At 43.9% G+C, this 23,950-nt stretch carries 23 protein-coding genes; 15 read left to right on the forward strand and 8 right to left on the reverse strand.

The features are described 5' to 3' along the window. The first annotated feature begins 2 nt into the window (after positions 1-2). The 8 genes from ACVBIK_RS08240 (at position 3) to ACVBIK_RS08275 (ending at position 8,028) form a co-directional block, all read left to right on the forward strand. Positions 3-164 (forward strand): nitrate reductase, encoded by a 162-nt coding sequence (locus ACVBIK_RS08240; protein WP_447163630.1) that lies wholly within the window; start codon positions 3-5, stop codon positions 162-164. Between the two features lie 11 nt (positions 165-175). Continuing rightward, positions 176-430: a chaperone NapD gene (locus tag ACVBIK_RS08245; protein ID WP_447160632.1), complete on the forward strand. Its 255-nt coding sequence runs from the start codon at positions 176-178 to the stop codon at positions 428-430. Positions 431-435: 5 nt separating this feature from the next. Further along, complete coding sequence (gene napA / locus ACVBIK_RS08250) at positions 436-2,925, forward strand: nitrate reductase catalytic subunit NapA (RefSeq protein ID WP_447169464.1); 2,490 nt, start codon at positions 436-438, stop codon at positions 2,923-2,925. Positions 2,926-2,936: 11 nt separating this feature from the next. Continuing rightward, positions 2,937-3,440, forward strand: coding sequence for a nitrate reductase cytochrome c-type subunit (locus ACVBIK_RS08255; protein WP_447160633.1), 504 nt, complete (start codon positions 2,937-2,939; stop codon positions 3,438-3,440). Between the two features lie 436 nt (positions 3,441-3,876). Further along, positions 3,877-4,197, forward strand: coding sequence for a PepSY domain-containing protein (locus tag ACVBIK_RS08260; protein ID WP_447169456.1), 321 nt, complete (start codon positions 3,877-3,879; stop codon positions 4,195-4,197). A gap of 109 nt (positions 4,198-4,306) precedes the next feature. Then, entirely contained in the window at positions 4,307-4,996 is a 690-nt protein-coding gene (locus ACVBIK_RS08265) for a response regulator transcription factor (protein ID WP_447169457.1), read from the forward strand. Further along, entirely contained in the window at positions 4,977-6,548 is a 1,572-nt protein-coding gene (locus tag ACVBIK_RS08270) for an ATP-binding protein (protein ID WP_447169465.1), read from the forward strand. The genes ACVBIK_RS08265 and ACVBIK_RS08270 overlap by 20 nt, the downstream gene beginning before the upstream one ends. 121 nt (positions 6,549-6,669) lie before the next feature. Continuing rightward, a complete protein-coding gene (locus ACVBIK_RS08275; RefSeq protein WP_447169458.1) occupies positions 6,670-8,028 on the forward strand; it encodes a DUF3300 domain-containing protein in 1,359 nt (452 codons plus the stop codon). Positions 8,029-8,156: 128 nt separating this feature from the next. On the opposite strand, the gene ACVBIK_RS08280 is transcribed toward ACVBIK_RS08275, so the two are convergent. Continuing rightward, positions 8,157-9,611, reverse strand: coding sequence for a protein kinase (locus tag ACVBIK_RS08280; protein ID WP_447169466.1), 1,455 nt, complete (start codon positions 9,609-9,611; stop codon positions 8,157-8,159). A gap of 220 nt (positions 9,612-9,831) precedes the next feature. Between ACVBIK_RS08280 and ACVBIK_RS08285 the strand changes: the two genes are divergently transcribed. Further along, complete coding sequence (locus ACVBIK_RS08285) at positions 9,832-11,151, forward strand: ABC1 kinase family protein (RefSeq protein ID WP_447169459.1); 1,320 nt, start codon at positions 9,832-9,834, stop codon at positions 11,149-11,151. Here the strand turns inward: ACVBIK_RS08285 and ACVBIK_RS08290 are convergent. After that, positions 11,138-11,863, reverse strand: coding sequence for a DUF599 domain-containing protein (locus tag ACVBIK_RS08290; protein ID WP_447160639.1), 726 nt, complete (start codon positions 11,861-11,863; stop codon positions 11,138-11,140). The genes ACVBIK_RS08285 and ACVBIK_RS08290 overlap by 14 nt on opposite strands. A 120-nt stretch (positions 11,864-11,983) precedes the next feature. Further along, complete coding sequence (gene rsmS, locus ACVBIK_RS08295; protein ID WP_447160640.1) at positions 11,984-12,178, reverse strand: pleiotropic regulatory protein RsmS; 195 nt, start codon at positions 12,176-12,178, stop codon at positions 11,984-11,986. 190 nt (positions 12,179-12,368) lie between these two features. On the opposite strand from rsmS, the gene ACVBIK_RS08300 reads away from it, so the two are divergent. Further along, positions 12,369-12,596 (forward strand): hypothetical protein, encoded by a 228-nt coding sequence (locus ACVBIK_RS08300; RefSeq protein WP_447160641.1) that lies wholly within the window; start codon positions 12,369-12,371, stop codon positions 12,594-12,596. Positions 12,597-12,811: 215 nt separating this feature from the next. Here ACVBIK_RS08300 and ACVBIK_RS08305 read toward each other — a convergent pair whose 3' ends face one another. After that, positions 12,812-13,582, reverse strand: coding sequence for an ABC transporter permease (locus ACVBIK_RS08305; protein WP_447163635.1), 771 nt, complete (start codon positions 13,580-13,582; stop codon positions 12,812-12,814). Between the two features lie 186 nt (positions 13,583-13,768). Here ACVBIK_RS08305 and pepT point away from each other — a divergent pair, with 186 nt between their 5' ends. The 4 genes from pepT to ACVBIK_RS08325 all read left to right on the forward strand — a co-directional run bounded on the left by pepT (position 13,769) and on the right by ACVBIK_RS08325 (position 17,334). Further along, a complete protein-coding gene (gene pepT, locus ACVBIK_RS08310) occupies positions 13,769-14,992 on the forward strand; it encodes a peptidase T (protein WP_447163636.1) in 1,224 nt (407 codons plus the stop codon). A 157-nt stretch (positions 14,993-15,149) separates the two neighbouring features. Further along, positions 15,150-15,836: a nucleoside-diphosphate sugar epimerase gene (locus ACVBIK_RS08315; RefSeq protein ID WP_447160644.1), complete on the forward strand. Its 687-nt coding sequence runs from the start codon at positions 15,150-15,152 to the stop codon at positions 15,834-15,836. 105 nt (positions 15,837-15,941) lie between these two features. Further along, positions 15,942-16,670, forward strand: coding sequence for a tRNA (adenine(22)-N(1))-methyltransferase (locus ACVBIK_RS08320; protein WP_447169460.1), 729 nt, complete (start codon positions 15,942-15,944; stop codon positions 16,668-16,670). A gap of 133 nt (positions 16,671-16,803) precedes the next feature. Next, a complete protein-coding gene (locus tag ACVBIK_RS08325; RefSeq protein WP_447160646.1) occupies positions 16,804-17,334 on the forward strand; it encodes an NUDIX hydrolase in 531 nt (176 codons plus the stop codon). A gap of 61 nt (positions 17,335-17,395) precedes the next feature. Here the strand turns inward: ACVBIK_RS08325 and ACVBIK_RS08330 are convergent, their stop codons facing one another. Continuing rightward, a complete protein-coding gene (locus tag ACVBIK_RS08330) occupies positions 17,396-17,770 on the reverse strand; it encodes a DUF6768 family protein (RefSeq protein ID WP_439267719.1) in 375 nt (124 codons plus the stop codon). 280 nt (positions 17,771-18,050) lie between these two features. Beyond that, positions 18,051-19,280, reverse strand: coding sequence for a sodium/glutamate symporter (gltS, locus tag ACVBIK_RS08335; protein WP_447160647.1), 1,230 nt, complete (start codon positions 19,278-19,280; stop codon positions 18,051-18,053). A 600-nt stretch (positions 19,281-19,880) separates the two neighbouring features. Here gltS and ACVBIK_RS08340 point away from each other — a divergent pair. Beyond that, a complete protein-coding gene (locus ACVBIK_RS08340) occupies positions 19,881-21,641 on the forward strand; it encodes a beta strand repeat-containing protein (protein ID WP_447163638.1) in 1,761 nt (586 codons plus the stop codon). 67 nt (positions 21,642-21,708) lie between these two features. Here the strand turns inward: ACVBIK_RS08340 and ACVBIK_RS08345 are convergent, their stop codons facing one another. Continuing rightward, on the reverse strand, positions 21,709-22,623 hold the full coding sequence (locus ACVBIK_RS08345; RefSeq protein ID WP_447160649.1) for a pseudouridine-5'-phosphate glycosidase: 915 nt from the start codon (positions 22,621-22,623) through the stop codon (positions 21,709-21,711). Then, positions 22,617-23,708 (reverse strand): PfkB family carbohydrate kinase, encoded by a 1,092-nt coding sequence (locus ACVBIK_RS08350; RefSeq protein ID WP_447160650.1) that lies wholly within the window; start codon positions 23,706-23,708, stop codon positions 22,617-22,619. Before ACVBIK_RS08350 ends, ACVBIK_RS08345 begins: the two co-directional genes overlap by 7 nt. Positions 23,709-23,950: the final 242 nt, after the last annotated feature.

Genomic DNA, 23,950 nt, shown 5'->3' on the forward strand with positions numbered 1-23,950 from the left:
ACATGAATACAAATGATAACCATGACAAAGGGCAAGAGTTAACAGTGGTTTTATTGCTGGCAGTGGTAGTCGGTCCACTAGCGACATCAATATTAATTTCAATCTATGGCTTTATTGTGTGGTTTAGCCAAATTCTAACGAGTCCACCAGGTCCAACTTTTTAAGAGTGAACGCTATGGAACAGGAATTTCATGTAACAAGCATGGTTGTGCAAGTAAGGCCCGCTCAAATGTCGCAAGTTAAACAGACAATTGCACTAATGGATGCCGCTGAAATAGCGGTAAGCAATGAAATGAAGCTTGTTGTTGTACTTGAAGGAGACAGTCAACGCACCCTAATGAAGAGCATAGAAATGATAAATGGTCTCCCAGGGGTGTTATCTGCTGCTATGGTTTATCAACAAAGCGAAATACTGGAAGAGGGTGAATAATGAAGATGAATCGACGCCAATTTATCAAAGCGAATGCCGCCTTGTCAGCTGCCAGCGTGGCTGGACTCGCCTTACCCAGTAGCGCTAGTAATTTAATCACGAGTACAGAAAAAACCAAGATTGAATGGAACAAAGCTCCTTGTCGATTTTGTGGTACAGGTTGTTCCGTCATTGTCGGTACAAAGGACGGTAAAGTTGTAGCCACCCATGGAGACGAAAAAAGCGAGGTTAACAGAGGCCTCAACTGTATCAAAGGCTATTTTCTTTCAAAAATAATGTATGCCGATGATCGACTACAAACACCCATGCTAAAAATGAAAGATGGCAAACATAACAAAAACGGTGAGTTTACCCCTATAACCTGGGATGCCGCTTTTGACATCATGGCTGCAAAGTGGAAAAAAACACTGAAAGAGAAAGGGCCTACTGCCGTTGGTATGTTTGGTTCTGGTCAATGGACTGTGTGGGAGGGATATGCCGCAGTTAAATTGATGAAGGCGGGGCTTTGTTCAAATAACTTAGAATCTAACGCTCGTCATTGTATGGCCTCTGCTGTAGGTGGCTTTATGCGTACCTTTGGTATCGATGAACCTATGGGTTGTTATGATGATATCGAAGCCGCAGATGCATTTGTGTTATGGGGTTCAAACATGGCTGAAATGCACCCTATTCTATGGTCCCGCTTAACAGATAGACGACTTGGTCATGACCATGTAAAAGTTAACGTGCTATCGACCTTTGTAAATCGCTCATTCGAACTGGCTGATATGGATATTATTTTCACTCCACAAACTGATTTAGCCATTCTGAACTTTATAGCGAACTATATTATTCAAAATAACAAAGTTAACTGGGACTTTGTAAATAAACACGTGAACTTTCGAAAAGGTGAAGTCGATATTGGTTATGGCTTACGCCCTACTAATCCACTACAGGTCAATGCTAAAAATGCCGATAAGGCCAATGACTCAACCCCTATCGATTTTGATGAATTTAAAGCATTTGTTGCTGAGTATAATGTGCAATCGGTAAGTGAGTTATCTGGCGTACCTGAAGAAAAATTAATTACCCTCGCAGAGCAATATGCCGACCCAAATATCAAAGTGATGTCTTTCTGGACCATGGGATTTAATCAGCATACTCGAGGAGTATGGTGTAACAACCTCATTTACAACATTCACTTGCTGGTTGGTAAAATATCGACCCCAGGCAATAGCCCATTCTCATTAACCGGGCAACCATCAGCTTGTGGTACAAGCCGTGAAGTCGGTACCTTCTGTAATCGTTTACCAGCAGACCTTGTCGTCAACAAAGCTAGCGACCGCGCTAGAGCAGAAGAAATCTGGAAAATTCCAAGTGGGGTTATTCCACCTAAGCCGGGGTTTAACGCTGTTGAGCAAAATCGAAAGCTCAAAGATGGCGAATTAAATATGTACTGGATCCAGGCCAATAACAATTTACAAGCAGCAGCAAACCTAAATGAAGAAAGTCTACCCGGTTACCTTAACCCTGAAAACTTCATTGTAGTATCTGATGTTTACCCTACGGTAACGACCCAAATTGCAGATTTAGTCTTACCTGCAGCTATGTGGGTTGAAAAGGAAGGGGCGTATGGTAACGCCGAACGTCGAACCCAGTTTTGGCGACAAATGGTCAAAGCGCCGGGTGAAGCACGCTCGGATCTGTGGCAACTAATGGAGTTTTCAAAGCGATTTACTACTGATGAAGTTTGGCCTAAAGAGGTACTTGCTAAACATCCTGAGTTTAAGAGTAAGACCATTTTTGAAGTGTTATTTAAAAACGGTAATGTGGATCAATACCCAGAAGATTCGCTTAATCCAAATTACCTTAATGATGAATCACATTACTTTGGGTTTAATGTACAAAGAGGAATGTTCGAAGAATATGCAACATTTGGACGCGGCCATGCCCATGATCTTGCTCCCTTTGAAGATTACCATAAAGCCCATGGTTTACAGTGGCCAGTAGTTAAAGGTAAGCAAACCAAATGGCGCTTTAGAGAAGGCACAGATCCTTATGTCAAACCAGGCAGTGGCTTTGATTTTTATGGCCATGCCGATGGCAAAGCGGTTATTTTTGCTCAACCTTATGAGCCTCCAGCAGAGTCACCAGATAATGAATATGACATGTGGCTATCGACCGGTCGCGTACTTGAGCATTGGCATACCGGTTCAATGACACAAAGGGTGCCGGAGTTGTATCTAGCCTTTCCCGATGCGCTGTGCTTTATGAACCCAACAGATGCTAAAAATCGCGGTTTACGTCGTGGCGATGAGGTGAAAATAATCTCCCGGCGCGGTGAAATGAAATCTAGAGTAGAAACTCGTGGACGAAACAAAATGCCACTGGGTATGGTTTACGTGCCATTTTTCGATGCAAGTCAGTTAATCAATAAAGTGACCTTAGATGCTACAGATCCAATTTCTAAGGAAACTGATTACAAAAAATGTGCAGTGAAAGTACTCAAGGCATAAGGAACAACATGATGAAAACAGTGATTCAATTATCTTTGTTAATAATGCTTAGTTTGCCTCTATTGCATGCTTCAGCAAATGATAGTAATGCCAAAACTATCGCTGTTGATCAGATGGCAACACTGAGAAAGGCACCAATTAATGTCGAACCCACTCCACCTAATATGCCTAAAGTGATTAACTTGGATATAAAGGAGATGAGAAATTACCCTATGCAGCCTCCAGTGATCCCACATAAAATTGATCATTATCAGGTTAATCTTAATGTAAATAAATGCATGTCCTGCCACGCACGTAAACGTACCCGCATGTCACAAGCACCAATGGTGAGTGTGACCCACTTTAAGAGTTGGGATGGCAACTTTTTAGCGGAGTTGTCACCTACACGTTATTTCTGTAGCCAATGCCATGTGGTTCAAACTGATGCAAAATTACTTGTACCGAACAATTTTGTTGATATGGATAGCTTAGTGAAAGAAGAAGACAAGGTTATCGATACGCAATCGAGTAAGTAACGACATACACTAATCCTCCCCCGAAAAGTAGCAACAGTTTCGATAGGGGGCATTGATGGAAGCAAGGGTGAAGTCCATTTTTATGGACTTTATGAGCGAGAGCCTCCGACGGCGAACGGGTCGTTAAACAAGGTGTTGTTGATCAGGCAATTCTTTAACATCCAGACATCTCTGCATTCTTCATAAATAAATAGAAGGAGTAGAACAGCCGATAGAGCTGATTCAAGAAAGCCATTTTATAGCCAATCTACCTGTAGCCAACCTGCCACATTCAGCCAGCGTTCATCTAACCTTATGTATATCTATGCCCTAACTTGGCATAGACAGGATAATTCTAGGCTTATGGCTATCTAGGCTTTGGCTTGGCATAGGCAGGTAATGACTAATCGAATAGGATCTTTTAAACTGGCTGTATCTCAACCCTTTGGTGCCTTTAATGAAAACTGCTTTATCTATCATATTGATCTCGCTCTCACTATTAGCCGCACAGCCTGCTGCGGCGAGTACTGTACATGCCGTCACATCTATGATGTCGGTCTCTATGAAGGCCAATAGTAATCAGCAGCAGAAATTAAAAGTTCGCAGCAAAGAGCAGGCTGTACAGTTGGCGAAACGCCAGTATCGCGGCAAAGTGCTGAAGGTGCAGTCTAGCCGGGTTAATGGCAATCCAGGTTATAGCGTCAAGCTACTGTCGAATGACGGTGTGGTTTTTTATGTCAGTGTTGATGCTAAAACGGGCCGTACCTCCCGAAACTAATCAACTGAAGTCATAGCCTTGAAAAAGCTTAAGCTTATCATTGCGCTATAACGTTAAGCAGGTCGTATACAACACAGCTTTACAACACCAAATAACGAGGGCCTTAATCATGAGATTGTTATTAGTCGAAGATGACTTAGAGCTGCAATCAAACCTCAAGCAGCACCTTATCGAGGCCAATTACACCGTCGATACTGCCGATGACGGCGAGCTAGGTCTTTTTCAGGGCCGTGAATATAATTACGATGCAGCGATAATCGATGTAGGCTTACCTAAGCTTGATGGCATCGCGCTTATTACTCAACTAAGAGCGCTTGAGATTGGCTTCCCTATTCTTATTTTGACCGCCCGTGATAGCTGGCAAGATAAAGTGGAAGGCTTAGATGCTGGCGCTGATGACTACTTGACCAAACCCTTTCATCCAGAAGAGTTAGTTGCCCGCTTAAAAGCACTTATTCGCCGCTCAGCAGGCAAAGCCAGCCCCATTATCACCAATGGCCCCTTTAGCCTGAACACCAGTAGCCTTGAGATTAAAAAGTCTGGGGAAACCATTACCTTAAGTGGTTCTGAATACAAGCTGTTTGAATACTTTATGCTGCATATTGGCGAAGTGAAATCAAAAACGGTGCTAACAGAGCATATTTACGACCAAGATTTTGATTTAGACTCTAACGTGATTGAGGTGTTTATTCGGCGCTTACGCAAAAAGCTCGACCCTGATAATCAAATAGGCCTTATCGAAACCCTTCGTGGCCAAGGTTATCGTCTTGTGTCACTCGATGACGACGCGAAACAGTAAGCCAATGATTAACCTCAAGCGCTTGCCCACTGTAATGCACTCTTTAAAGGCACGTCTTATCGTCAGCGCCATGCTGCTGAGCTTAGTCTTAATCCCTATCGTGGGCTTAACCCTCAACGACGCCTTTAAATTGCAGGTCAAGAGTGCCTCGGTCAAAGAGCTTAAAGCCTATGTTTACTCCATCTTGGCGGTGACCGAGGTCGACGATCAACAGTTATTTATGCCCGAGGTGTTGTTAGAGAATCAGTTTAATGTGATTCAGTCTGGGCTGTACGCCTTAATCACTATTCCCGAAGGCCTACAACAGACACTCACATCGGCATCCACATCGACAAGTGACCATAAACAAGACTCTAGCTTCGATGCTAAATTTGTTAAGCCTGAAACCCTAAAGCCGGCAAGCGATCAGAATATCGCCGAGCAACAAGTCACAGCCGGAACAGAGGTCGCTTGGCGATCTAACTCATTGCTTGGCATCGACCTCACTTCGGCAATCACCACTGCGGTTCATACTGACCCGGCCTTTCCACAACCAGAAAAAGGCCAAGGCCAGTTCAGTGAGATTATGCTTAATGGCGAACCTCATTTGGTCTATGGCTTTAGTGCGAGTTTCGAAACCCAGCAAATTGATAAGCACGGGGATGAGCAGATCACCCGTTTTCCTGTCACGATTTATATCATTAAAGATCAAAGTGACTACCAGCTACAGGTTAATGAGTTTAATCAGCAACTTTGGCGCTGGTTATTGATCTTGATGGCCGCCCTGCTTTCAATTCAAATGTTATGGCTATGGTGGACACTAAAACCCCTCACTCGTTTACAAAATGAATTAGCCGCGATTGAAAACGGTAAAGCCGATCACTTAAATGATAACTATCCCACCGAACTCAGTGCCGTTGCCAAGCAGCTCAACACCCTGCTCAATACTGAGCAAAATCAACGTAAACGCTATCGTAATGCCTTAGCTGACTTGGCCCACAGCCTAAAAACACCGCTGGCGGTTATTCAAAGTCAGAAAGATTTAAGTCCACAATCATTCGAGCAGATATCTCATATCAATCGCATAATCGGCCACCAGCTCAAACGAGCGCAATCGGCAGCAGGCTCTGCCTGGCACTTAGGCGTAGAGGTGGCTGAAGTCTCAGATAAACTGGTGCGCAACCTGCCCAAAATATACTGCCAGCCAGCAATCACTATCAATCAAGATGTCGACAGAAGCGCCGTCTTTAAAGGCGATTCCAGCGATTTGACTGAGATTCTAGGTAACCTGCTGGATAACGCCTGTAAGGCCGCAACCTGCCAAGTGTTATTAACAGTAAAGTCTGTCGACTCTTGCTTAGTTATCGATATCGAAGATGATGGTAAAGGGATCGATGAGGCGCTGCATTCACAAATATTTGAGCGTGGCATTCGCGCCGACTCTTACCAGCAAGGACACGGCATCGGCCTCGCGATAGTTCGCGACTTAGTGGATAGCTATCAAGGGAAAATGCTGGTCAGCCGCTCCACAACGCTTGGCGGCGCTAAGTTTGAGTTAACCTTTAAACTCTAAATAGGCAACTGCCCATGGCTAAAACCCCCAGTCATATTGCTTTATTTAACAGCATTGCTTAGCTTTCAGCTTCTGTTCATCTTGGCTTTTTTATACTGATGCTAACGTATAAGGAGAGCATATGAACAGATTCAAAAAATGGCGCAGGCCATTTGTCATCACACTTGTCATTGCAATGCCTTTGATATTGTCTGCAGCCACAGTCAACGCACAAGATCACGACGCCGAGCGCGCTCAATATACTGAAAGTCAGTACAGTGAGGGCCAGTTAGCGCAAATGCTTGCGCCTATCGCCCTCTATCCCGATAGTTTGCTTACTCACATTTTGATTGCCGCGACCTATCCATTAGAGGTGGTGCAAGCTCATCGCTGGCAACAGTCTCACCAACATTTAAGCAGCCAAAAGCAGATAGACAAGGCCCAAGATAAAGACTGGGATCCCAGTGTGGTCGCGCTTATCGCCTTTCCTAATGTGCTACAAAAGCTCAGTGAAGATCTCAATTGGACCCAGTCTATTGGTGATGCCTTCTTGCAAGATGAAGCACTGGTTTTAGACAGTATTCAAACTCTGAGACAAGAGGCTGATAATGCCAACAGTCTTGAGCAGATGGATAATATGCAGGTCACTCGGGTGAATAATCAGATAGTGATTGAGCCGGTAAGAAAAGAAATTGTTTATGTGCCTTACTATGACCCAAGATCAGTTTACGGGTATTGGCGCTGGTATAACTATCCGCCAGTCTATTGGGCGGTTTATCCTGGATATATCAGACCCAGTTACGGCCACTTTTATTGGCGAGCGGGTGTACATATCAGCTTTAACTATTATTTTAGTGCATTCCATTGGCACAAACGCCAGGTTGTGGTGGTACATCACCATAATTCGCACCGATATCGTCATCGCGGCCGTATCGTAACCAGCCATGGTGCAAAACGCTGGGCCCACAAGCCTCAGCATCGACGCGGTGTGGCTTACAGTAATAATGCGCTTAGGCACAAATATAACAGCCATCATCCTAGTCGCGCTCAGAGTAAAGCGTTACGACGAAACGATAGCAAGCATGTGGCCAACAACATGGTAAACAGCCGTGAGCGGAATAACAGCCATGAGCGTGTAAACAGCCATGAGCGGATCAATCGTCATGATCCAATTAAGAACCATGACCGCATTAAAAATCAGATGCAAAACAAAAGCCGTGAGCGCGTGCAAACTCACCAGCAGAACACCCATAAACGTGAACAGCAGATGCGCACTAAGCTACAACCCAGCTCAAAGGCAGACAGCCGACACAATATATCAACAAACAGTCGGCCCCAACATGCTGCGACCAAGGTTCTGCAACCAAGAGTCAATAAAAGCCATACCACTAAGCCGCGACCCGCCCCTAGTAGCCATGCATCTAGAGGCAATTCGCCAAGGAACGACTCGCCAAGGAGCAATTCAACAAGGAATAACCAGCACAAACCAAGGAAAGATTAAGCTATCACATCACTAGCGACATAAAAAACGCCGTCAATCGATGGCGTTTTTTGCTTACAAACAAATACTTAACGTTAAGTTTTTGCTATTTATGTACTATACACCTAGATGCTTAGAGAATAAGATAATTAGATGCTTAGACATTGCTCGCGCTCAAGCAGCTCGGTGCATTGCAGTAGTCGCGTATCAATCTCTTTAAAGCGTGGACGTAAGCCGATGCTGGGCTGTAAACATGCGAGTTTTAACTGCAACAGCTGGGCAAGAATCGCTTCACTGCTGTCTAGTTTAGATTGTGAGCCTGTTTTTACTGGTAAGCATTGCCCAAGTAAATCCTCTATTAGGCACCCTAAGGCTCGCACTTCAATTGCTTCCATCGCTTCTTGTTGCAGTAAAGGCAATTGGCTTAAATTGGTCGCAGCGCCAAAATCACCAAATAGGATCTCAGCATTATCATTGTACATAGTGTTATGGGCGTAGATATCACCATGACTCACTTGGTTATGGTGCAGATGAGTTAGGCCTGATGCCATCTGTTTCAAGATAAGCAATATCTGTTTTAGTTCAAATTGAGTGCCAGCAGTGAAGGTGTCTCGCGTGCAAGTATCCAGTGATGGCGGCAGGCCTAAGTTTTGATAGTGACTAGGAATAAGCTCCATCACTAAACCAGAACGTTCAGCTTGACTAAGCTGGGCTACAACCTTAATGAGATTGTGATGGTGCCCAGCCTGTAAGCAATTAGCTAACTCATCTTTGGGGTAACCATCGCTAGTGACCTCGCCTTTAAATATTTTAACGGCAATATCAACTGGAGTAGCTGTTAACGCTGCTGGTTGCTTAAGCCATTTAGCGCGGTAAATAACGCCCGACGCACCTTGGCCAATAACCTCTTTAAGTTCAATATCATCAAGACTCACACTAGGCATAGTGACAACAGCTAAGCCTGGTTCATTGATTAAGCCAGATTTATTGACTAAGCCAGTTCCACTCACTAAGCCCGACTCTGCCACTAAGGCTTGTGGCTGCGGTTTTAACGGACTTCCGTCAAGCGCTAACCAGCTTAGGCGTGGCAACTGAAATAACCAATCTGGCAACGACTTAAAGGCATTAGCCGATAGGCGAGCTAATTCTAGTTTGGTGCATTTGGCCATACTCACAGGTAAAGCCGTCAGCTTATTGCCCGCCAAAGCTAACTTTTGTAATCGATGTAAACGCCCCATATCCTCAGGTAAAGATTCGAGCTGATTGTCGGTTAAAATAAGCCAGCGGGTATTTTCTGGTAAGGCCTTTTCTGGCAGGCGTTTTAAATTGTTCGACTTAAAGCTGATCATTTCCAGCTTAGGGCACTGTGCAAGTACCTGTGGCACAGATTCAAAGCTGTTATTGGTGAGAAACAAAATCTTTAATTGATGCAAATCACTTAAATTATCAGGCAACTCACACAGTTTGTTGTCAGATAAATCAAGTACCTCCAAACTATCTGCGAGGGAAAAAATCGCTGCTGGAAACTGTGTTAAGCCTTCAGAGATCTGTAGGCGTTTAATTCCCTTTAACTGGCCAGAGGTTAACTGCTCAATGGTGTGCAAAATCTTGTTCCTAATTGCCGCTGAAAAATAGCCCGCAATACTATACGATTCACGGGCATAGAGAAAGGCATAGAGCAAGGCATGCATAAACCAATCTGCCTCAATGTGTTTGGCTATCGGTTCAATGATCCATACTCGCTTTATCGCGTATTGACAGAGCGTATTGATATAACATTGTATTTTGACTTAACCCTACTCCACTTTGGATAAAGGCCTACAGATGAAAAAATCCCAAACAGCTAAAGTCCCCAGTAGTCGGCTATCGCGACTCACCTCCTTAAGCGGTTTAGCGTCGCGATTAGCGGGAAGTATTGCTGTCGAGGGCGCCAAAAAACTGAGTCAGGGTCAATCACCTAAGTTACAAGATTTAGTGCTAACACCGACAAATATTGGCCATATTGCCGATAAGCTTGCTCAGATGAGAGGAGCGGCCATGAAAGTCGGCCAAATGCTGTCTATGGATTCTGGCGAGCTAATGCCAAAAGAGCTGAGTGCTTTGTTAGCAAGACTAAGATCTGACGCCAAAATCATGCCCCATAAACAACTCGTCGCCGTGTTAAAACAAAACTGGGGAGAAGATTGGTTAGCACCTTTAGCACATTTCGAATTACGTCCATTTGCAGCGGCGTCAATCGGTCAGGTACATCAAGCAACCCTCGCAAATGGCAACAAACTTGCGGTAAAAGTCCAGTATCCCGGGATCCGTAATAGTATTGATAGCGATATCGACAACGTCGCAGCTCTGCTGCGTATATCGCAATTAATCCCTCAAGGTCTACAGTTTGAGGCATTACTATTAGAAGCTAAAAAACAGTTACATATTGAGGCCGATTACCACGCCGAGCTCACCATGTTAAAACGCTACAAACGCCTTATTGCCGATGAAGAGACATTTGTGTTGCCATCAACCTATGATGAATTATGCACGGCAGACATTCTGGTTATGGACTTTATCGAAGCACAGAGCATTGAGTCTGTCGCGAACTTAAGCCAAGGCGTGCGCAATACGGTTGCCAGTGAGCTGCTAAGGCTGTTTTTTAGAGAATTATTTGAATTTAAGCTGGTGCAAACAGACCCTAACTTTGCCAATTTTCAGTATCAACACTCACAGCAGAAAATAGTGTTACTCGATTTTGGTGCCACCCGTGATATTCCGGCTCCGCTATCGGACAATTACAAACAGCTCATGAGTGCAGCCAAAGTTAATAACAGAGAGTTAATGGAAGAGGCAGCCCAAAAGATTGGCTTCTTTCAAGAGGCCATTAGTGAACAGCAAAAAACGGTTATTCTAGATATTTTCTATCAAGCCTGTGAACCACTCAGAAGTGAGCAAGCCTATCATTTTGGCGACAGCACGCTCGCGACACGGATCAAAGCGGCGGGTATGTCGATGAGCACAAAAGCTGACAAATGGCATACCCCGCCTGCCGATGCGATTTTCGTTCATCGAAAATTAGCGGGTATTTACTTACTTGCTTCAAAACTCGATGCACAGGTTGATGTTAAATCTATTTTCGAAGCCGCTATTAGGACACCTTAGCCCGATTATCTCGCTCAAGCTTTAACAGATCTTGGCCTTTGGTGATCGCAACAACAGCCTTTGATTTAAACTCGCGTAGGTAAAGGATAATGACAACCAAAATACTCGCGCAAATCAACACTAATGGATGATAGAACCAACACAGGGCTGCCATCGAAAAATAATAACAACGTAAACCATAATTATAAGAGTGTGCAGCTTGATCTTGTACCACAGCCATCTGCTTAGCGTAAGCACAAAGGTTTTCATTGTTCCCAAGCTTATCAACAGGCGCGGCTCCCACCATCACATTTAAAAAGCCATATTGACGCATTGACCAAGTAAATTCGAAAAAAGCCAACACAAAGATAAAGGTCAGCATACCTAGCTTGACTTGAACTAATGCATGATTTGGGGCGGCCGCAAACGGTATCGTTGCTATAACAGCCTCAAGTCGCTCAGCCTGAGCAAACAGGGTTAACACACCCGCGAGCACAAACATGGTGGTCGAGGCAAAAAAAGCGATATTGCGCTCAAGGTTTGCCAGCAGCGCCGCTTCACTAACTCGCACTTCTCGCTTTAGCAACTCATACATCCAGTGAATACGATGCTGATGCAAGCAGCGGGCAATACAGTTAGTGTTTTTAGCTTTGCGTTTGGCAAAGAGTGCATAGCCGACCCAGCTAGTTATAAAACAAAATAGTGCAAAAAGGTCGAGTAGCGAAATAGTCATGCTTGGGTCCGTCAAGAGGAAAACGCATCATAATTTAAATCTATCAGCAGCAGTAATAGCAGGGCTTAAGTCTGATAAATGGTTAATAGGTGTTAAATAGGCAAAAATCTAAATTAATATTTATTTTACTCGTTTTGCTTGTAGATCCTTTTTTACAATCTCTAACGCAGCCAATGCAACGTCAGTAGCAATCTGGTTATTCTCCAGTAGAAAGATAAGATCGACTGCGAGCTTTACTTCCTCAGGAGCCTTATCGAGCGCATTAATTGGCTTATTTTCACTCATGATTTTTAGATTCACGTTCTTCGATAACAATTAGCGCACCATTATACTCAGACAACCCCATAGCCTCAATTAAGAAACTTGATGTAGATCTTTAGTTTTGCACCAGAATATCTATTTGTCGTGGCTGTAGGGCTTTATTACCTCTGAAAGCCTAGATATACTCGGCGTTAGAAGACACAATCAATATTGTGAATAGTGAATACAAAGGTAAATAACTCCTATGGCAAAAATGGATTTCTCGGTGATCAATGACACCACAGCAAAATCTTTTATCGAACAAAAAAACCTTATTAAAAGAGTATTTAAAGGTAACACTGTTCTGTGCCCTGTGTGCAATCAAGCACTTGAAATGAAGCTACCAGTTAGGGGGCAAGAAGAGAGTGTTTCAGGTATTTGCTGCAAGAAAGGTTGTACGGATATAGAACTTGATATGGAGCTTGTGCTTTAGCACTGAGCGCTCTATTGCGGAAAATATGCTATTTGGGGATAGTATGCTTTTTCGAGCAGTATGCTTTTTCGAGCAGTACGCTTTTTAGAACAGTACTAGCTATCAGTAATAATGGCTGCCAACTTAAGATGTTGAGCAGCCATTTTTTATCTACTCGCCACGTTTTTGATAGTAATAGTGATAAGCCCTGTGGCGCTGCGTTACCGCTAAGCCAGCTAAAGACTCACTCTCACTCGGCCAGTATGGGTAATAGCACTTCGAATACACAGCACAAGAGTGGTTGATACCGATATTGACAGGGTGACAAAAATCGCAACTGAAATCACTATCTGATACTTGATGGCGATTAACGGATCGACTCCCCCTAAAATCTGTCCCGTCATCATGCCGGGCAGCGTCACTAACCCCATGGTTGCCATTGAGGCCAAGATCGGTGCGAAAGATTGCTGCATCGCCATTTGCACAAATGGCAAGCTTGCCTGACTCGGTAAAGCGCCCAGCGCCAATGCACCTTGATATTCAGCCTTTCTATCATTAAAGGCTCCAAACAACCGCTGCAGCGCCACAATATTGCCGCTTAAACAGTTACCCAGCAACATACCTGCGGTAGGAATTAAGAATTGCGCGGCATAAAGGGGCTCTGGCGATAATAGATAGACCATCATCAACCACAGTACAGGGAACATTCCCAAAGCTAAGCCTGATAAAACCGGAAAGTAGAGTAACTTCTTAGGTAACTTTGCTTTGCTGATAATCGCACTCGCTCCCACAAGTAACATCACCATTAGCCAAGCTAAATTGACCCAAAGATTATTGAGTATAAATAAATACTGTAGATACAAGCCCACCAGCACCAGCTGAGCAGTCATACGCAGCACCGCCCAAGCCATATCAAAAGTGAGCGCTAGACGAAAATATCGACCTATCGCGATAGGGATCACTAGCACTAACATAAATAGGCCTAACTGCAGCCAACCTATATCCATCTCATTTTTCTCTAATCACTAAGCCCGTGCCACAATATAACTGAAATAGCGTTAATGACACTCAATTGTGGCGGTTATCCATAACGAAATATTCACCCATTAGGAAAAACTTGATCAATATCTAATGAATTCACAATTGCCCTTGTTAGACTCTGGTCACTTTTTGCTATTTTAGAAACCATGATTATGAAGCAGCAACTACTTGAGCGATTCTTAAGCTACGTCAGTTTTAATACTCAATCTGACGGCAATAGCCAAAGTGTACCTAGCACAGACAGCCAATTTGTTTTTGCACAACATCTTCGTCAAGAGCTTATTAGCCTTGGATTTGACGATGTGCAACTCTCTGACAAAGGCTACTTAACCGCAACGGTACCTAGCAACGTAGAAGGCGCTCCTTGCATCGGATTTATTGCGCATTTAGATACCGCTCCTGACTACAGCGGAGAGAATGTATCGCCGCAAATCATTGAAAAATATGATGGCAAAGAGATTCAATTAGGCCTTGAGGCTGTACTGTCGCCAGAGAAATTTACCAGTCTAAAGCAATATATCGGCCAAACCCTTATCACCACCGACGGCAACAGTTTACTCGGCGGAGACGACAAAGCTGGCATCGCAGAGATCATCAGTGCATTGCACCACCTTGTAACTCACCCAGAGATCCCTCACGGTAAAATAAGACTTTGCTTCACCCCAGACGAAGAGATTGGCCGCGGCGCCGATCATTTTGATGTCGAGGGCTTTGGTGCCCAGTGGGCTTACACTGTTGACGGTGGTCAAGTTGGCGAGCTTGAATATGAAAACTTTAACGCTGCCACTGCAATAATCACCGCCACGGGAAACAACTGTCACCCCGGTACCGCCTATGGCGTGATGGTTAATGCCCAAACTATTGCGGCGCGTTTCCACGCAAAAATGCCGCTAAAAGATACACCGGAATACAGCCGAGACTATGATGGTTTCTTCCACCTACTTGGCATGGAAGGCGTTACCGAGAAAGCGACACTGACTTATATCATTCGAGATTTCGACTTTGCGCTTTTTGAGCAGAGAAAACGCTGGTTGGCTGAGGTTGTTGAAAAATATAATGCCGAGCTTGCTATCGGTAAATTAACCATAGATATTCAAGACTCCTACTTGAATATGAAACAACAAGTTTTACCCCACCCACATATTATCGATATCGCTAAACAAGCGATGCAAAACTTAAACATAGAACCCATTATTAAGCCGATTCGTGGTGGGACAGACGGCTCACGCCTGTCATATATGGGCTTGCCTTGTCCAAATATATTTACTGGTGGGCATAACTTCCACGGCAAGCATGAATACCTGTGTCTTGAGTCGATGGAGCAAGCTAGCAAGACGATTATTGAAATCGCTAAGCTGACCGCATTACATAAATAGACGCGTCGCCAAGATCAAAATATAAAAGGCCTGTGATTACAGGCCTTTTTGGTCAATCCGGTTAATCGCGCTATTTTCCTTGGCAGCAAAAAGTATTTGCTTCCCTCTGCGCGCTCTCTACACTTAGGCTATTCATATTCAACTCGACACTACCAAAATGAACGCTGCTATCATAGGTGCCACAGGACTCATAGGCCAATTACTGCTACAAAAATTGATCGATTCAGGATGCTATGAGCACATTTTAGTACTCGGTAGAAATCAGCCAAAATACCGATTAACACAAAACACTCAAGTCACATTTTTACAATGCCAACTTAATGAACTTTCCTCTCTCGAGCTTCCATTTACAGTCGGTCATGCCTTTTGTTGTCTCGGCACCACCATCAAGCAAGCTGGTAGCCAACAAGCCTTTATCGCCGTGGATAAAACAGCCTGTATCGATTTTATTGCCAAGTGCGAAGCCAGTAACAACTATGTCGTGACCGCCCTTGGTGCAAACAGCCAGTCAAAAACATTTTATAATCGCGTCAAAGGCGAAACCCAAGAGGCTCTTGCGAGCTTATTGAATAAAAACCAACAACCCACATCACCTAAGCGATTATGGTTATTTCAGCCAAGCCTGCTTTTAGGAGAGCGTTCGAATACACGAGTATTAGAAGATCTGGGTAAGTCATTATCTCGCTTAGTCTCACCGCTATTTATTGGCGCGCTGAGACAATATCACCCCATTGAGGCTGAAAAAGTGGCGAATGCCATGTTGGCGCATGCTCTATCAGCATTAGAGTCCAATGCAGCATCGCCTCAACGTGTCACTTTGGTTGCTAATAAAGAGATGCTATAGCCGGCATGGCTATTGACTCCATACCTATAACATCCTTTAAAATAGCATCCTTTAAAATAATGGCCCTTAACATAGCGGCCTTTTACCCTGTCATCGAGAATACCTTTGAAGCTCAGCAAACGCCTCCAATATATCAACAGCCTGATTAACACCCACTATGATCAGATTTGGGATTGCTGCTGCGATCATGGCTTGTTAGGCGCGGCATTACTACAACGAGGCGCGGCAAGTCATATCCACTTTGTCGATGTAGTGCCAAGCTTGATGGCTGAGGTGAAAAGTAAACTACAGCGGTTTTATCCCGATGCAAACAAAGAAGAGCAAACGCCTGTAACAAGTCCTAAAAGCTGCTGGCAAGTGCATTGCTTAGATGTGGCTAAACTCGATTTAGGCGCTAAAGAGCAGCGTCAATTGATTATCATCGCTGGCGTTGGTGGCGAACTGACGGTTGAACTCCTGCAGCAAATTGTTACACGCCACCCAGAGCATTCACTTGAGTTTATCCTTTGCCCTGTGCACCATATTTATACCGTCCGTGCACAGATGCAGAAACTCGGTTTAGGCCTAGTGCATGAGCAATTAATCCAAGAAAATAAGCGTTTCTACGAGATCTTGCATTTATCAAGCAGCAGCCAAGAAACAATAAGCCCTGTTGGCTCAATAATGTGGGATCATAGCCGTGAGCTAGATAAAGCTTACTTACAGAGTACCTTAAAGCATTACCACAGAATGGCTCTAGGTTTAGAAAAGGCTAATTTAACAATCGAGCAGCAAAATGAAAAAGCAGAGATTGAACTGATTATTGCAGACTATCGAGCCTTAACCGCTCAATAAGTTTCCCTGCACGCAACTGGTAAACAGCCCGTCATTTGCAGCGGTAAGCCGGTTACCCCCACTTTGTCGCTATAGGGTATAATCCCGCATCTTTCATTTAGTCCCCCTTAACCAATACGAGCTGAGCTGACCCATGCGCCTGTTAAAATCGACCATTCACGCCGACATCGCCCACCTTGCCACAGATGAACTTGCGACTAAAAGCTTTCACCGTCAAGCGGCTCGAGGGGTTATTCTTAAAGGCGAAGAGATCTTAATGCTCTACACCGAGCGCTACCATGACTACAGTATTCCAGGTGGTGGCGTTGATGACGGTGAAGATATTCAAAGCGGACTTATTCGTGAATTAGAAGAGGAAACTGGGGCGAAGCATATCGAGATCATCAGTGAATTTGGCCTATATGAAGAGTTTAGGCCCTGGAATAGAGATGGTTTTGATGTGGTACATATGGAATCGTTCTGCTTTGTTTGCGATATTCATGCCGAGCTTGGCGAAACAAAATTAGAGGCCCATGAGATCCAAAATGGTATGACCCCAGTGTGGATAAATATTCACCAGGCCATCGCCCATAACGAGCACACCATGGCTAACAGCCCTAAAAAAGGTATGTCGATTGAACGAGAAACCTTTTTGCTCAAGCGTATCGTGGCAGAGCTTTTATAAGCAATTGTACATTTTGGTTTAATATAGAAAAGCGTGGACTTTTAACCCATCCACGCTGTAATCACTCTTTGTCGCCTTGAAGTTTCACAACCGCTAATTCAAGCCTTTTAATCTCTCGTGCAGTCGCATTACGATTCATCTCGTTATAGATCCACATCTTAATCGCGATCTGCATCATACTTGCCAACAGCAACGTCACCCCCCACTTGATTAGCGCCACCGAACTGACGACGACAAAAAAGAATTGATAGCCTGACCACAACATAAGCAAGCTCAGCACAAAGGCAATAATGCTCATTAATATCATCCAGCCGCCTAAACGCCCCTTATAAGCATCGCCCAACATAGTAAACAGGCTTGGGCCGCGTTTAAGTTGACTACTTAGCTGCTCAGATTCTTTTAGTAATTGCTTGCGGATTTTCTCATCGATATCCATAAGTTTGCTCCTATTTGTGTCTCTTGTGCTAACGCTTCTTTCTAGATGTCTTTTCTAACCGCCGGGCTCTAACACTTGCTTTAGCAGCTCTCAGGCTCTGAACAAACGCGACTTAATCGTTCCATGTTGAATGCAGATAAACGGCTCCTTTATCTGTTTGAATAAAGACGATGCAGCTGAGTAAAAGGTTCACCCAACCTAATAAAAAAAGGGAGCATTTGCTCCCTTCTACCTGCCGCTTTGGCAATTTAAAAATGATTTAAGCTTAAAAGAATAAAACTTAAAAATAGACGAACAAGTTGATGATCATGGCATTGATAATATCGATAAAGAAGCCGCAGACTAACGGTACGATAATGAAGGCCCTGTGGGCGGCACCATATTGCTGTGTCACCGCGGTCATGTTAACAATCGCCGTTGCTGTCGACCCAAGTGTGACGCCACCAAAACCAGAGCAGATCACCGCAGCCTCATAGTCTTTACCCATCATTCTGAACACCACGAAAATGGTAAACATCACTGACAAGAATACCTGCACAGACATAACCACCGAGATATACAGTAAGCTACCTTCTAATTCCCAGATTTTAAGGCTCATCAAAGCCATGGTTAAGAACATACCTAGGCAGATATCTTGAATAAGTGACAAGCCTTGTGAAGCATCATCTAAATAGGTTCTATCTTTGACCGCTCTACGGTTGATAATAACCCTGCCCACATTACCGATAATAATGCCGGCTAATAGACAGGCAACGAACATCGGAAGCTTAACGCCAGCTTCTTGCAGCGATAAATCAATAAAATAGCCAATAATTAGTGTAACGTTGAGCCATAACCAAGCACGTAACACACCAAAATAATCGACCTTAATATGCGATGAGCCGGCTTGATGGCTGGTACCAATATCAAGATCTGAGTCTGGATTGGCTTTCACATTGTGTCGCTTCATCAAATATGCCGCAATTGGACCACCAATCACACAGGCAGATATAAGCCCTAACGTATTTGATGCTATACCGAGCTCGCTGGCATTCACAATCCCAAGCTCTTCAACAAAGGTTGGCGTCCAAGCCATTGCGGTTCCCACTCCGCCAATCAATGAAATAGAACCCGACATCAAGCCAGCCTTTGGATCTAGGCCAAATAAGGAGGCAATGGTTACGCCGGTGAAGTTTTGTAAGAAGATGAAAACACTGGCTAGAACGATGAGAATAAGTAACGGTTTGCCGCCCTTAATTAAGGTCGCAAAATCTGCCTTTAAGCCAATACCCGCAAAAAAGTATAAGAGTAAGGTGTCTCGAACACTCAAGTTAAACTCAATTTGAATATCAAAGGCATAATAGAGAATACCCACGATTGCAGCGCAGGCGAAGCCACCAACGACGGGTTCAGGAATACTGTACTTCCTGAGCAATTCGTAGCGAGAAATAATGCTTTTACCAATAAACAAAGCAATTATCGCTAAAGTAAAAGAGACAAAATCTTTAATTTCAATTAACTGGGGTTCCATGACAATGAGTTCATCCCTAAGCAAAAGTAAAAAGAAGTATCAGTAAATAGCCAAGATTTCATATCTTTAATATCACCTAATACCCACTTAACGCCCAATCCTTATCGAACCAACGACAATTAACGACAATTAACGACAATTAACGACAATTAACGACTGAGTAGCGATATCATAAACAAATTGCAACATCTATTCACCCCTTGATATCACTATGTATATCAGTAACGAGCCAACTGTTTGTCTCCCCCTCACGAGCAGCTCAAGGTAAGCGCCTGTTGATGACATATTAATCATACCAGTACGACTAAAGTGATAGCAGCAAGCGCAAACCCAATAAATGCTCACCAACAATAATTACGTTAACCCACTAAAAAATTAGATAAAACACTGAAACCCCAACAAAAGGCAGTAGACAAAAATACTAGCTTACGAATCTAAATTAGTAGTTAAGAATCACAGCTTTAATACCAATGCTGGACGCTACAAACACTCCTGACCTGCATACTCATCGGCAAGTACAAAGCTCATAATGCCGCTAAAACACAGATCTACAGAATTTAAAACTGGACTTTTACATTAATCAAATTAAGGATATGACTCATGAGAAAGCTACTCCCTATTGCAGCCGCTGTCGCAATCGCTCTAAATCCAGCGTTAGCCCTAGCTAATAATGCAACTATTAGTCAAGATGGCAACTCAAACACAGCATCTACAACTCAATCTGGTGCAGCTCAGCTCGCTAATACTAGCCAGGTAGGTAACGGTAATACCGCTACAGCACTCCAGTCTGGTGCAAACCAAACAGCGACAATCACTCAAGAAGGTGATAACAATACCACTAACACGACACAGTCGGGTTCTGCTCAAACTGCAACAGTGAGCCAAGTGGGTGACGGTGATGGTTCAACAGTCAATGTGACTCAGTCTGGCCTGGGTCCAAATTCTGCGATAGTAAACCAGGAGCATAACTTCAATAGCACGGCTGATGTTATCCAAGACGGTAACAACAATAGCGCGATAGTTAATCAGTTACATGTCAATGATAGCGCTGCAAACGTAAGCCAAACAGGCGACACCAACAGCGCTGATATTCGTCAGCATGGTTTTGGTATTCATAACCCAGCAGGCGCAACAATTAGCCAAAGTGGTCAGCGCAATACGGCTTCAACCAATCAAGATCTATCTACAGATGCATTGGCAGACGTAACACAAACAGGTAACGATAACACTGCAACCGTTAACCAATTAGCCGATTCTGTAAATTCAAAAGTATTTGCAACTCAAACAACAAACAACGCCTCAGTTATTGCGACGCAAACAACGGCTGATAACTCTACCATTACGACATTGCAAGAGAGCGACTCTAACTCAAGCATTACCGCAAGCCAGTCTAACGGTACAGCTAACACCATCAATGTGACTCAAACTGATTACACGACAGACTCTACAGCCTCTGTTAGCCAAAATGGCAGTAATAACAGCATGACTGTTTTCCAAGAGCACGCCTACACCTCTAACGTTACCGTTTCACAAGACGGTACAGGTAACATGGGCTCAGTCAATCAAGAGCACGTAGATAACAGTGCAGCCTCTATCAGCGCAACGGGCAACGACAATTCAACGGTTATTCGTCAGTTTGGTTTTGGCTGGCACGAGCCTGCATCAGCAACAATTACCACAACGGGTAACTCGAACAACGTCAATATTAATCAAGACACTTCGTTTGAAGCTATGGCTACTGTAGAGCAAAATGGTGATAGCAACATTGTTGATATTGACCAAGTAAACGAGTCAGATAACTCTGTTGTCACAGTAAAGCAACTCAATGCGAGTGTTAGCGGAAACGTGACTGCACAACAAAATGCAGCTGCGGATTCAAGCATTACAGTTGAACAATCAGGTGTTAGCGGTACATTTACTACCGTTAACCAGCTAAACGGCTCAGAACTAACGGCTTTAGTGACTCAAACAGATACTATTGGTGGCTCAGTACTCATCAACCAAGAAGGTGTTGATTTAGATGCGACGGTTACTCAGAGTGGTGAAGCTAACAACGCGGATATTATGCAAACCAGCACGTTAAACGTCGCTAGCGTTCAACAATACGGTGAATTTGGTATGGCCGACATAGACCAAACAGGCGCTGATAACGAAGCTTTCGTTAACCAACTTGGCGGTGAATATAACGATGCGTATATCGATCAGCAAGGTGATGGCAACCTAGCTAATATCACCCAAGACGGTTTTGGTGATATTGCTGCACATAATACTGCAACGATTACTCAGTATGGTACAGGTGATACAGCATCTATCACTCAAACGGGTGGATTCGGTAACACGGCAACTATCCTACAGAACTAATATTTTTGTAGCAAAAAAGGGGGAGCTAATTAGCTCCCCCTTTTTTATTTTTACTTTCAAAAACAGTTTACTTCGCGTATTCAACCGCAATGCTAGCCGCTAGTTTTGCGTTATTAAACACAAGTTCAATGTTAGCCGCTAAGCTGACGCCTTTTGTGGTTTCTGCCACTTTAGCCAGTAGGAATGGCGTTGAAGCCTTACCAAAAATACCTTTACTGTCCATTTCAGCAACAGCATCTGCAATCACCTGGTCAATCATAGCTCGGTCTAGCTGGTGTGCTTCTGGAATTGGGTTAGCGATAACCAAACCGCCCTTTAGGTCCATATCCCATTTAGCTTTCATTGCTGCTGCAATTTGCGCAGGGGTATCTAGCTGGTAATCAACACCGAACTCACTTTCACGGGTATAGAAAGCGGGCAAAGTACTGGTTTGATAACCAACAACAGGTACACCTTGAGTCTCTAGGTATTCAAGGGTTAAACCGATATCCAAAATAGACTTAGCACCAGCGCACACTACCGCTACGTCGGTACTGGCTAGCTCTTGAAGATCGGCAGAAATATCAAACGTTTGTTGTGCACCACGATGTACACCACCAATGCCACCAGTAGCGAACACTTTTATCCCTGCCATTTGAGCTAAGATCATCGTCGATGCGACAGTCGTTGCACCATCAACTTGCTTAGCAACAATAAATGGAATGTCACGACGGCTTGTTTTAATCACATCTAAGCCGGCTTTACCTAGGTATTCGATCTCTTCATGAGTCATACCCACTTTCAAGCGACCCTTTAAAATAGCGATAGTTGCGGGTACGGCACCGTTATCACGAATAATCTGCTCTACTTTAAGCGCCGTTTCTACGTTTTGCGGGTAAGGCATGCCGTGAGAAATAATGGTCGACTCTAATGCAACGACTGGCTTACCTGCTGCTAATGCGGCTGCAACTTCTGGATTAATATCTAGGTACTGCTCTAACATAACGACTCCTTGATAACGCGCTTAACGGAAATTTCTGACATATTAGGGTTTATAGTGGCTAAGTGAGATAACGCGACAACCGCGGCTCCCATAGCAAATTGTGTAGATTCTTCAGTGTCCCACTCTTGGATCCAGCCATGGGCTAACCCCGCGAGGAAAGCATCTCCCGCGCCATTTGCGTTGACCATAGACACCGTCATAGCAGGGACTAAGGCTTGTATGCCCTCATCGCTATAAAACACGCCATCTGCGCCTAGACTTAAGAAAATGCGTTTCACGCCTTGGCTGTGGAACCAATTAGCTAATTGAGGTAATTCATCATGACTCTTAATACTAATTCCAGAAAGTTGCTCGGCTTCTTTAAGGTTTGGTTTGAGGGTGTGAATGGAGCTTAAGAATGGCGCTAATTTCTTGGCCTTTGCACAAGAAACGGTATCAACAAAAATAGGTCTGTCGGAGAAGTTACTTAAAATATATTCCAAAGACTCTGCCGAAAGGTTGGCATCGACAATAATCAGCTCTGCTCGTCTTAACACTTCTTCGTGAGTCTTTAGCACAGCTACGCTTAGCCTGTCTAAAATAGCCATGTCATTGATCGCAACATGCATATCGCTGTCACCATCTAGCACTGAAAGGTAAGTTGATGTGGCAAATTCATCCAGATGAATACAGCCTTTCATATCAATGCCGGCTTGCTGACACTGACTCATGATCATCTGACCATAAGTGTCTTTTCCTAACGCACTAATAAGGTGAGTATCAGAGCCTAATCTAGCTAAGTTTTCTGCGATATTTCGGCCTACCCCACCCGGTGAGCAAGTTACGCTACCAGGATTAGAGTCGCCTACCTGTAGGGTATGTAGAGGGCGCCCAAGAATGTCCATATTGGCACCACCGATAACGATGGCGTAGCGTGATTCAGCAAGAATATACCCTTTACCTTTTATCACACCTTTATGGGTTAAATTCATGATGTGCCCGGCTACAGCAGAGCGACTAATCCCTAATTGATCGGCAATGTTTTGCTGCGGGATCAAAGGATCTTGTTTAAGTAGTGCTAGTATCTCGAGTTCGCGTTCTGTCATTGTTATTATCCCGTCAACACGGCCAAACAAACATTTGTTTGGATACCAAACTTTAGTTCAAACTTATGCTAAGGGTATGCTTAATAAACTGAATAATCAACAGCTACGATCTGTAAAAAAGGGATTTGTGATCAAAGTAGTGAAACGACTTTGTCTAATATTTGGCGGGTATGACGTAATAGGAGTGAGTTACCTGTTCGGAAATCACGAGATAAAACAATATTCCTTGCCAAGAACCAAGC

This window comes from Shewanella sp. 125m-1, assembly GCF_052977065.1.

What these genes read in the sequence shown, in the direction of transcription:
- ACVBIK_RS08240 (WP_447163630.1), top strand. Translation starts at nt 3, where the DNA reads ATGAATACAAATGATAACCATGACAAAGGGCAAGAGTTAACAGTGGTT.
- ACVBIK_RS08245 (WP_447160632.1), top strand. Translation starts at nt 176, where the DNA reads ATGGAACAGGAATTTCATGTAACAAGCATGGTTGTGCAAGTAAGGCCC.
- napA (WP_447169464.1), top strand. Translation starts at nt 436, where the DNA reads ATGAATCGACGCCAATTTATCAAAGCGAATGCCGCCTTGTCAGCTGCC.
- ACVBIK_RS08255 (WP_447160633.1), top strand. Translation starts at nt 2,937, where the DNA reads ATGAAAACAGTGATTCAATTATCTTTGTTAATAATGCTTAGTTTGCCT.
- ACVBIK_RS08260 (WP_447169456.1), top strand. Translation starts at nt 3,877, where the DNA reads ATGAAAACTGCTTTATCTATCATATTGATCTCGCTCTCACTATTAGCC.
- ACVBIK_RS08265 (WP_447169457.1), top strand. Translation starts at nt 4,307, where the DNA reads ATGAGATTGTTATTAGTCGAAGATGACTTAGAGCTGCAATCAAACCTC.
- ACVBIK_RS08270 (WP_447169465.1), top strand. Translation starts at nt 4,977, where the DNA reads ATGACGACGCGAAACAGTAAGCCAATGATTAACCTCAAGCGCTTGCCC.
- ACVBIK_RS08275 (WP_447169458.1), top strand. Translation starts at nt 6,670, where the DNA reads ATGAACAGATTCAAAAAATGGCGCAGGCCATTTGTCATCACACTTGTC.
- ACVBIK_RS08285 (WP_447169459.1), top strand. Translation starts at nt 9,832, where the DNA reads ATGAAAAAATCCCAAACAGCTAAAGTCCCCAGTAGTCGGCTATCGCGA.
- ACVBIK_RS08290 (WP_447160639.1), bottom strand. Translation starts at nt 11,863, where the DNA reads ATGACTATTTCGCTACTCGACCTTTTTGCACTATTTTGTTTTATAACT.
- ACVBIK_RS08300 (WP_447160641.1), top strand. Translation starts at nt 12,369, where the DNA reads ATGGCAAAAATGGATTTCTCGGTGATCAATGACACCACAGCAAAATCT.
- ACVBIK_RS08305 (WP_447163635.1), bottom strand. Translation starts at nt 13,582, where the DNA reads ATGGATATAGGTTGGCTGCAGTTAGGCCTATTTATGTTAGTGCTAGTG.
- pepT (WP_447163636.1), top strand. Translation starts at nt 13,769, where the DNA reads ATGAAGCAGCAACTACTTGAGCGATTCTTAAGCTACGTCAGTTTTAAT.
- ACVBIK_RS08315 (WP_447160644.1), top strand. Translation starts at nt 15,150, where the DNA reads ATGAACGCTGCTATCATAGGTGCCACAGGACTCATAGGCCAATTACTG.
- ACVBIK_RS08325 (WP_447160646.1), top strand. Translation starts at nt 16,804, where the DNA reads ATGCGCCTGTTAAAATCGACCATTCACGCCGACATCGCCCACCTTGCC.
- ACVBIK_RS08330 (WP_439267719.1), bottom strand. Translation starts at nt 17,770, where the DNA reads ATGGATATCGATGAGAAAATCCGCAAGCAATTACTAAAAGAATCTGAG.
- gltS (WP_447160647.1), bottom strand. Translation starts at nt 19,280, where the DNA reads ATGGAACCCCAGTTAATTGAAATTAAAGATTTTGTCTCTTTTACTTTA.
- ACVBIK_RS08340 (WP_447163638.1), top strand. Translation starts at nt 19,881, where the DNA reads ATGAGAAAGCTACTCCCTATTGCAGCCGCTGTCGCAATCGCTCTAAAT.
- ACVBIK_RS08345 (WP_447160649.1), bottom strand. Translation starts at nt 22,623, where the DNA reads ATGTTAGAGCAGTACCTAGATATTAATCCAGAAGTTGCAGCCGCATTA.
- ACVBIK_RS08350 (WP_447160650.1), bottom strand. Translation starts at nt 23,708, where the DNA reads ATGACAGAACGCGAACTCGAGATACTAGCACTACTTAAACAAGATCCT.